The sequence below is a fragment of the Verrucomicrobiia bacterium genome (assembly GCA_019634635.1).
Classification (GTDB): domain Bacteria; phylum Verrucomicrobiota; class Verrucomicrobiia; order Limisphaerales; family UBA9464; genus UBA9464.
Genome location: JAHCBB010000064.1, coordinates 1 through 9,494, shown reverse-complemented (window position 1 = coordinate 9,494; position 9,494 = coordinate 1). Strand labels below are relative to the sequence as shown.

At 66.6% G+C, this 9,494-nt stretch carries 6 protein-coding genes; 1 reads left to right on the top strand and 5 read right to left on the bottom strand.

The window, feature by feature from the left end:
* Positions 1–539: type II secretion system protein (locus tag KF791_20680; GenBank protein ID MBX3734999.1), on the bottom strand; the 539-nt coding region annotated here is incomplete at its 3' end.
* A gap of 11 nt (positions 540–550) precedes the next feature.
* Between KF791_20680 and KF791_20675 the strand changes: the two genes are divergently transcribed.
* Positions 551–4,255: a M4 family metallopeptidase gene (locus KF791_20675; protein MBX3734998.1), complete on the top strand. Its 3,705-nt coding sequence runs from the start codon at positions 551–553 to the stop codon at positions 4,253–4,255.
* A 37-nt stretch (positions 4,256–4,292) separates the two neighbouring features.
* Here KF791_20675 and KF791_20670 read toward each other — a convergent pair whose 3' ends face one another.
* The 4 genes from KF791_20670 to KF791_20655 all read right to left on the bottom strand — a co-directional run bounded on the left by KF791_20670 (position 4,293) and on the right by KF791_20655 (position 9,246).
* Positions 4,293–5,375 (bottom strand): twin-arginine translocation signal domain-containing protein, encoded by a 1,083-nt coding sequence (locus KF791_20670; GenBank protein MBX3734997.1) that lies wholly within the window; start codon positions 5,373–5,375, stop codon positions 4,293–4,295.
* 84 nt (positions 5,376–5,459) lie between these two features.
* The gene (locus KF791_20665) at positions 5,460–6,923 is read right to left on the bottom strand and encodes a hypothetical protein (protein ID MBX3734996.1); all 1,464 of its coding nucleotides are present in this window, start codon (positions 6,921–6,923) and stop codon (positions 5,460–5,462) included.
* Between the two features lie 21 nt (positions 6,924–6,944).
* Positions 6,945–8,303 carry a glutamate--tRNA ligase gene (locus tag KF791_20660; protein MBX3734995.1) on the bottom strand — a complete coding sequence of 453 codons (1,359 nt, stop codon included), beginning with the start codon at positions 8,301–8,303 and terminating at the stop codon, positions 6,945–6,947.
* Positions 8,304–8,826: 523 nt separating this feature from the next.
* A complete protein-coding gene (locus tag KF791_20655) occupies positions 8,827–9,246 on the bottom strand; it encodes a protease inhibitor I42 family protein (GenBank protein MBX3734994.1) in 420 nt (139 codons plus the stop codon).
* Positions 9,247–9,494 lie beyond the last annotated feature (248 nt).

Genomic DNA, 9,494 nt, shown 5'->3' with positions numbered 1-9,494 from the left:
ATGTCCGTGCTGAAGTCCGACTCTGAAGTTCGCATCCGTCCGCCGTTCAGCCCGTAGCTCATCAGGGCCGCGGCTTGATTGCTGCTCATGACGTAGAGCGCATCGAGCCTCCACGCCGTCTCCTGGTCGGCAGTGGGGTAGATGCCGCGGAAATCGTCGGCGTACATCGTGAACGACAGGGCCTGCCCCTTGAGGTTGGAGAGGCAGGCGATGCGTTTGGATCGTTCCCTGGCCCGGGCGAGTCCGGGCAGGAGCATTCCGGCAAGGATGGCGATGATGGCGACCACCACCAGCAGTTCAATCAGCGTGAAGGCGCCGCACCGGGATGGGGCGGCGTGGACACCGTGGGGGCCAAACCGTTTCTCCGGAGTCACGATGCGGGTGTACGCCCCGCAATGGCGTTCAGCAAGCCGCTTGATGCCTTGTTTTGTCGCAGTTCGTGGACATTCTTTTGAGGGCCTGTTCGTCCTGATGTGTTCACCCGTCCCACCGGGGGGTCGCGGGATCCGTGAGGCCGAAGTCCGATGGATTCCTGCCATTGCCACCTGACATGACACGATCTCCTGGTTGGTTTCCCCCGCGGCAGCGCGCCTGGGTTGCGGTGTGCGTGCTCGCTGGTTTCCTCGGCACCCTCTGGCACGCGTCGCAGCTCGGGCCGGATGCCGGCGGGCTGCCGGGCGCGATGCCGCCTGCCGCGAACAAGGCGGTGCTCGCCTCGCCGGCGCCGTTGATCCACGCGACGCCGTTGAGTGGTGCCAACGGCCCGGCGGCATGGACCACACCCGATCCCGATGCCGTGGTCCTCGCCCGGCGAATCCGGACGGCAATGGCGGGTCTGGGGCAGGGGGGCACCGGTCCGGCCCCGTCCCTGCCACCCGTACCGACGAACGGACATCCAAGGCCCGCACTGGTGCCGCCACCGGCGCGGTTCAGCGATGCGCAGCTGGCCGTGTTGTCGGATCTGCGCTGGCGCAGCGGGAAGCACCTGGAGGTGCGGGGCAATCCGGACAACAACACCGTCCGCTACCTGGAGGGACTTTCGCTGGAGCGGCCGGCGGAGGTTGCCGAGCCCGACCGGACCCTCGAGGAGACCACGGCGTTGAGATTTCTCCGTCGGAACCGGGAGCTGCTGCTCCTCCAGAATCCCGAGGAGGAGCTGCGCAAGACCCGCGAGACGCGGGATGAACTCGGCCACACGCAGGTGCGCTACGAGCAACGCTACGAGGGGCTGCCGGTGTGGCCGGCGGGGCTGACGGTGCACATGGATCGCGCGGGACATACGCACCTGGTGACCGGGGCGTACGTGCCCACGCCGGCTGGATTGGAAGTGGTCCCACGGCTGGCGTCCGCGGAAGCCGCGGAGCTTGCCCGCCGGCGCATCGGGGTGAACCCGTTCGCGCCCGTCGAACGTCAGGAACTGATCGTTTATGCGCCGGTGGACGGGGAGACGCGGCTGGCTTACCGGGTGGAACTTCACACCTCGCCCCTGGACCACTGGCTCGTGTTGGTGGATGCGGCCTCGGGCGCGATCGTGGATTCGATCAACCAGGTCTGCTCCGCCGCCGCCGTCGGCAGCGGCACGGATCTTCGCGGTCAGACCCGTCCGGTAAACCTGTGGTCGGCAAACGGACGTCACTACATGGTGGACACGAGCAAGCCGATGTTCTCCGCGGTCTCGGGCACGCCACCCAGCCCGGGAAACACGGCGGGCGGCATCCTTGTCCTCGACGCGAAGGGCGTGGACCCGGGCGTCAACCCGGCGGCCTACGCCCCGGAAGTGATCTCGTCCGCAAGCCTCACCAGCGGATTTCCGGCCATGGGCATCAGCGCATCGGTCCACCTTGCCGCCAGCTACGACTACTTCTTCCAGCGCCATCGGCGAAATTCGTTCGACAACCAGGGCGGGACGATCATCTGCGTGGTGAACGTGCCGGTGGACAACGGATTTTGGAACCAGGGCGTCATCCTTCTGGGCAGCGTGGACACGTACCCGCAGTCCCTCGATTTTGTGGCGCACGAGCTGACCCATGGGGTGACCGAGCGGACCGCCAACCTGGTCTACCGCAACCAGTCGGGCGCGATGAACGAGGCGTTCTCGGACATCTTCGGCGAGGCGACCGAGGCCTTTTTCCTCGGCCAAGCCGACTGGCGGTTTGGCTCCGGTTTGACGAAACAAACCCGCGACCTGAAGAACCCGAATGCCTTCGATGTCCGTCCGGGACGTCCGTTTCCGGCGCGGATGAGCCAGTTCATCACGGTCAATGATCCGATCCTTGACACCTTCACCGGTCGCGACAACGGCGGCGTGCACTTCAACAGCAGCATCATCAACCACGCCTTCTACCAGCTGGTCGAGGGGCTCCCCGGAGCGATCGGGCTGGCCAGCGCGGAGCGGATCTTCTACCGGGCGTTGACGACGAAGCTGACCCAGCAGTCCCAGTTCATTGACTGCAGGCTGGCCTGCGTGCAGTCGGCAGTGGAGATTTTTGGGCCCGGCTCCCCGGAAGCGATCCGCACGGGCGAGGCGTTCAATGCGGTGGAGATCTTCGATCAGGCCCCGCCGCAGGGGCCGACCCCGATCCTTGGGATTCCAGGACCGGACTCGCTGATCTTTACGTACGTGGATGCGTTGAGCGGACTGACCTTCCTGGCCCGACGGGAGGCCGCCCTGGGGGATCCGGCCGCCGGGGTCACGCTCTCGCAGGTGGCGATGGCCCCGCGGAAACGTCCAGTGGTCGTCGCGGACGGCTCCCAGGTGATGGTCGTGACGGCCAACAACGACATGGCGCTCGTGGACACCCGGACGGGCCAGGGCCAGAGCCTCGGGTTCACCGGGCAGGTCTGGTCCGTCGGCCTTTCGCCCGACGGACAGTTTGCGGCCATCATCCTGCGGGATGGCTTCGGGCAGCCGAGAAACCAGATCAATGTGGTCCACCTCGCCACGCAGCAGGTGGAGACCTATGACCTGCTGGCGCCCACGATGGACGGCGGTTCCCTCGCCACGGTGCTTCATGGCGACACGCTGGACTTCTCCCTGGACGGCGGCCTGCTCTATTACGATGCGTTGAACCGGCTGCGGTTCAGCGACGGCACGAACTTCGACAACTGGAGCATCTATGTGATTGACCGGAACTCAGGCGGCGCGTTTGTGGTCGTGCGGCCCATCCCGGGAGTCAACATTGGCAATCCCTCGGTCGCCCGGATCCACAATCACCGGCTGGTGTTCGAGGCTCAGAACCCCTTCGCCCGCAGCTCCACCATCTACGGCCTCAATGCGCAGAGCGGTTCGAGCGGCGCGCTCTTCACCGTGAACAGCGCTGTGGGCGTCGGGTATCCCCGCCTCAACGGCGATGACACGACGCTCTATTTTTCCGACTACTTCTTCTCGGGGAATTTCTTCACCCAGGCCATCATCGGCACAATTGGGCTCACACCGGACGGACTTTCCTTCAGCGGCGGCGCGAGTCCGACGCTTAGTGGCAACGCGGCGGGCCCGCTCATCGGCGCGGTCTATCGGCGGGGAACATTTTCGGGCCTGCCCGTGGTTTCCGTGGTGGCCACGACACCGACTGCGGCCGAGGGTGTACCCGCGGTTGGCACCTTCACGCTCACCCGCACGGGTAGCACGATGGCGGCGCTGCCGGTGCAGTTCGTTCTCACCGGAACGGCCATCAACGGCACGGACTATTTTGCCACCGCCCTCGGCGCGACCATCGCCGCCGGATCCGCCACCACCACGGTCAGCATCCTGCCCCTCAATGACGACTTGGTGGAGGGGGACGAGACGGTGATCCTGACCCTCACGCCCGCCTCGCATTACACCGTGGGTGAACCCGCCGCCGCCACCGTGACGATCCTCGACAATGATTCGCCGGCCAACGCATTCGAGGCCTGGACGCTGGCCAACAACGTCGTGGGTGCGGGTGGCAACGAGGACGGCGATGACTACAGCAACCTGATGGAATTCGCCCTTGGCACCGACCCCAGGGCGACGGATCCACCAGGACTCATTCGCGGGGAGTTGCTCGCGGCGGGGCCGCAACAGTTCCTCGTGCTCATCGTCAGCCGCCGGACGAACAACGCCGCCGTGACCTACACCGCCGAGGTGGCTGACGCGCCGGCCGGGCCGTGGAACTCCGGCCCGCCGCACACCACCGTTGTGGAGGACACGCGGACCCGGCTGGTCGTTCGCGACAACAGCGCGCTCACAACAAAGACCAACCGCTTCATGCGGCTGAAGGTGTCCGTACCGTAACCCACCGCCCCCGGCTCGCCCGTCGGGACGGGACCGCTCACGTCACCTTGCGAAGCTTGGACACCCGGCCGACCGAGACCCACTCGACGACGAAAATGTTGCCGTCGCGGTCAAAGCAGGCGTCATGCGGGTGGATGAACCGGCCGTTTTCCCACGTCTCCGGACGGGTGCGCATGACCAGGCCCCCCTGGCCGCCCTTGTTCAGGACGCGGTCGGTCCATTCCGGATCGAATCCGAGGTGCGTGATGAGCTGGTTGTCGCGTCCAAAGAGGCTGATGCGGGCGTGCAGGTCGGGACACATCAGCACCTCACCCCGGGTGTCGAGGTGCGCGGGATAACTCAGGCCCTCGACGGTGCTCACGTAGCGGCCATCGAGCGTGAAGTATTCCAGCCGGGCGTTCGCGCGGTCGCAGATGCAGAGTTGCGGGTCCCGTCCGGGGCGGGCATCCACCCACAACCCATGGGGCGTCGAGAATTTGCCATGCTGTTCCGGGCCGCCTTTCCCGCCGAAGGTGCTGAGGAATCTGCCGTCCTGACTGTACCGGTGGATGGATCCGGTGCCGTAGCCGTCGGCGATGTAAAAGCTGCCGTCGGCGGGATGGAAGGCGACGTTGGTGGGGATGAACTCCTTGCGGTCCTTGTACACGCCCGCCTCCCATGGGGTGCTCAACGCCCAGACGATTTCGCCCTGGAGGGTCGTCTTGGTCACCAGGTTGGCCCAGGTGTGGGTGAGGTACAGGTACTCGGTGCCGTCCTCCTTCCGGATGTCAATGCCGTGGCCGACCGTGTGGATGTTGTGGGCGCTGTACTCGGACCCGAAGCTGCGGACGAACCTCCCGGTCGGATCGAACACGACAATGCAGTCCTGGTGTCGCAGCCCGGAGGGCCCGGTGTTGTTTTTGACGTAGATGAATCCGGCCTCGTCCACCGCGACCCCGTGAGTTTCGCCCCACTTGAGGTGGGAGGGCAGATCGCCCCAGCCGTGGAGGCATTCGTAGGTGTACTCTCCCGTGCCGATCACGGCGTTCTTGGAGCCGGATTTGTCCTGGGCGCGCAGGATGGTGGGAAACGCCGCCACCGTGGCCGCTGCGGTGGTCTGAAGGAAGGAACGACGATTCATGGAGGCGATGCGTTGCGGTGACCCGGGATTTCTAGGCGCGGGCCGCTCCGCCGTCGAGGGGGGATCGCACGCTGTCGTGGAAATTCAGGGACCGCCAACGTGCAACGATCGGAGGAGACGGACGGCGACCTCCACCAGTTGCTCGCCGCTCCCGGCGGCACAGCGGGCACTGACGGGCTCGTAGTTGCCCTCGGCATAGCTGCGGCGGTCGGGAATGTAGCCAATGCTGCCATTGGCCAGTTCGATGATCATGGTCTGGCGAAAGGGCGACCGCTGCTTGATGGCCAGCCCGAGCTCCACGAAGACTTCGCCCGGAAGCGATACCCAAGCCAGGTCGTCTCCAACGGACAGCACCTGCACCTCGACTTCCAGCGGCCGACCCTCGCGCGCCGCAACATCCAGAACCTTGCAGGCGCGCACCAGCTTCATGAACCCCTCGCGGGTGCGATCGTTTGCCATTCGGACGTCCAGTCGCGCCTGCGCCACCTCCTCTGCCGGGAACTCGGGAAGGGGCAGGGACACGAGTTCCGAGGCGACCCGGAGCGGGCCCGAAGGAACAAGGCGCAGCGATTTCTCGGTCTGGAAGACCGCGGCCGCCAGGATGGTGGCGATGCGCTGGGCCTCCTGGGGGCTGGATTGGGAGCGCGGCCATTCCACATCGAGGTGGTTGATGTTGCCGCAGGTACCGTTGGCGAAAAGTGTCACGCATTCCCCGCCATGGTATTCCGCCATCCGACGGGCGAGTGCTCCCGGGAAATCGGCCGAGATGCGTGTGCCGCCGGTGGTGTCGGGATGCATGGCGAAGTTCACCAGGGCGGCATGGGCCGGCACCCACCGGCCCGGTGCATGCGGCGGTTCCACGAGGACCACGGCCACCTCCGGATCGGTCACACCGGCGGGCAGCACAATGTCCGGATTCCCCTTGCCCGGGTTCCATGCCACCGACCCGTCCGTGAGGTAGAACCGGCGGTTGTAGGCCAGGCCTTCGCACCGCCCGGTGGCGGCGCTGATTTGAACGTTGGTCCGGGCGGCGTTGGCCAGGCGGACACTTTCCGCGATGCGTCCGGGCAGCGTCGCGGCATAGGCGAGCGTGGCCTGCCTGCCCTCGGGAGGATCTTCCGGGATCTCCGTGCGGGCGCTCGTGTCCGCCAGCACCGGCCCGGTGTGGGCATGGGTGGCTGCGATCAGCACGTGAGCTCCGGGAATGCCCGTCGCCTGCTCGATTGCCGTCCGGGCCAGTTCGGTCAGCGGACGCGTCGTGGAAATCAGGTCGAGCGCGACAAGGGCGATCCGATGCGTGCCGTCATCCAGGACCAGGGCCCGGGAGTAGAGATCGTCCAGCACGCCACTGGCGCCCCGGGCGTGATAGTACCCCGCCATCGGGGTGCCCTCCGGCGGGGTGATCACCACTTGAGCCGCCCCGGCCCGCATTTCCGCCGGCCGCGCCGTGTGCGGCATCAGCACGGCGAGCAGGAGCGCGGCGGCAATGGTGGCAGGCCATCGGGCGTGGAGCGGACTCCAGGGGCGGTGGGTGAGGGAACGGTTCATGAACGGGATCCCATCGGGCGGTCAGTTGACCCGCGCCGCCGCAAGGCGAAGGCGGCGCACCACGCGGTCGCGTCCCAGGACCTCCATCAGGTGATACAGGCTGGGGCCGACGGTCCGACCGGTGCACGCCAACCGGCAGGGTTGTACCAGTGCCCCCGCCTTGGTTCCCAGGGTGACCGCAAGCGCCTTCAGACTCGATTCCAGCCCGGCGGCATGGAAGCCGGACACCGCAGCGAATGAGTCCGCCAGACGTTCCAGGAGCGGGCGCGCCGTGGGCGTCAGCACTTTTGCCGCGGCTTCCGGTTCGAACCCGATGGCGTCGTCCGCGAGGAAGTAAAAGTCGGTCCACGCCGGCAGTTCGGAGAACAGGCGGCCTTTCTCCTGGACGGTGAGCAGGGCGTCGCGCACGTACGCTTCCGGAAACGAGGCCGTCTCGATGCCGGCCCGTTGCAGGGCCTCGATACCGACCCTGACGAACCGCTCCGGAGTCATGCGTCGCGTGTGCTCAAAATGCAGGGCCGTGAGCTTCTTGACGTCGAACCGCGCGGCGCTCCGGTGGACACGGTCCAGGTCGAAGCGCTCGACGATCCCGGCCGGCGTCATGAATTCGCCCGCGTCCGCCGGCGACCACCCCAGCAGCGACAGGTAGTTCACCACGGCCTCGGGCGTGAACCCCTCCGTCTCGTAGGCGGTCACCACGGCGCCGCGGTCTCGTTTGCTCATTTTTGTGCCGTCCTCGTTGAGGATGAGGGGCAGGTGTCCGAACTGCGGAGGCGTCGCCCCAAGCGCCTGGAAGAGCGCGATGTGTTTGGCGGTGTTCGTTAGGTGGTCCTCCCCGCGGATGACATGGGTGATCCCCATCTCCAGGTCGTCCACCACATTGACGAAGTGAAAAACCGGCTGCCCGTCGCTGCGCCACAGCACCCAGTCGGGATCCGCCGCCTCGCGATCCGTCAGGGGACGGACGACGTCTCCAACAATGAGGTCCGGAATCGTGATGGGAGCCCGGGTCATCCGAAAATACACGGCGCCATCGCGATCGTAGGCGAGGCCGCGGTCCCTGAGTTCCTCCAGGCGCCTTCGGTAAACGGACTCGCGGCGGCTCTGGAAGTAGGGTCCGTGCGGTCCGCGGTCCGGCCCCGCCGCGTCGGACGTTTCCGGGCCCTCGTCCCAGTCGAGCCCCAGCCAGCGCAACCCTTGGAAGATCACCTCGACCGCCTCCTGTGTGTTGCGGGCCTTATCGGTATCCTCGATGCGGAGCACGAACGCGCCGCCGTGGTGGCGGGCAAACAGCCAGTTGAACAGGGCCGTGCGGGCACCCCCGATGTGCAGGGCCCCTGTCGGCGAGGGCGCAAAGCGAACGCGAATCGGTGGCGACATCGGGACGCAGGGTGTGAGAGCGACTGGCAAATCCGAAGTGGAAAGTGTCCGGCAACGGCATCGGCCACACTCCAGTCGCTGGCGTGCCGGGCCTGTGTTTCGCTTTGCCTCCCTTGTGGCTTCTGTTCCGCCGATCCGGGCGGCAAATCCCCACTGCCGTCCACGCGTCCGGTCCGGGTACACTTCGCGCAGACCGCCATTTCCGAAGCCGAGTTCCTGTCAGCCATCACACCGGCCGCGCCGGCCGGTCTCTCAGGACCCTCCTGATGCCCGGCGCTCCGAATCGCGCCGGCGTTTGATCAGGATCTGGCGAAGACCAAAGAATTCGGAATGCCAATTCTTGAAGCGCGGGCGTGGTGCCGAAGATTGGAGGGACTCCTGGCTGGGACTGGGGCAGGTGTTTCATGTCAGCCTGCCACCTGAGCTGCAGTGGGCGTACGGGTGTCAGGCACTTCAGGAACCCGCGCCGGAGCTGCCGGTCCGTGCGAGCCGCGCGGGCAACGCAAGGCTGAGGCAGGTCTGCCTACCTCGAGACCACCACGGTGATCTTGAAGGTCCTGGAAGGGTCGCTGTCGGGTTCCCAGGGGCGCGCGTAGGCCAGTTCCAGCGGACTGCTCCCGGTGCCGAGAGTCTGGTAGACAAACCGGAAGGTTCCGGCGGCGCCGACCCTGGGCTCGTCGGAACCGGGGTTCGGCCCCGGGGTGAAGGCCGGGCGACCCAAGGGCGACAGAACCCAGGAATTGATCTTCAGCGTCTGCCACGTGTACCCGGTGGACGGATTCCCGTGGAGCAGGACCTCCAGCCGGTCGCGGCTCCCCAAAGTGATCGTCCCGCCGTTGTCGGCGTCGGTGACGGTACGCACCGAGCCGGTGTGCTGGCAGCCGGTCAGGAACGGGAGGGCCAGCAGTGCGGCGCCGGCGGTGAAGATGGGCAGGGACGTCATGGTGCGGACTTTCAGAAATGCGGCAATGTCGCGGGCTTCAGCTAAGCGTGACCGTCCGCCGGATGCCAGCCCGGAGTCAGCGGCGGCCGTTCAGTTCCCGGAGGGCAATGCTCCTTGGAGCCGCATGGAGGTGGCGTTTGGGGGTGGATTCGCAGGTGCGCGTACGCCGGAGGCGCGACCCACCGGTGGTGGGGCCGGCGGGTGACCGGGTGGGGTGAGCCACAGATGACCTGTCCCTGTGTTCGCAT

Excerpts from the sequence above, each read along its gene's own strand:
- KF791_20655 (MBX3734994.1), bottom strand. The coding sequence starts at position 9,246 with ATGACGTCCCTGCCCATCTTCACCGCCGGCGCCGCACTGCTGGCCCTC.
- KF791_20665 (MBX3734996.1), bottom strand. The coding sequence starts at position 6,923 with ATGAACCGTTCCCTCACCCACCGCCCCTGGAGTCCGCTCCACGCCCGA.
- KF791_20675 (MBX3734998.1), top strand. The coding sequence starts at position 551 with ATGACACGATCTCCTGGTTGGTTTCCCCCGCGGCAGCGCGCCTGGGTT.
- KF791_20670 (MBX3734997.1), bottom strand. The coding sequence starts at position 5,375 with ATGAATCGTCGTTCCTTCCTTCAGACCACCGCAGCGGCCACGGTGGCG.
- KF791_20660 (MBX3734995.1), bottom strand. The coding sequence starts at position 8,303 with ATGTCGCCACCGATTCGCGTTCGCTTTGCGCCCTCGCCGACAGGGGCC.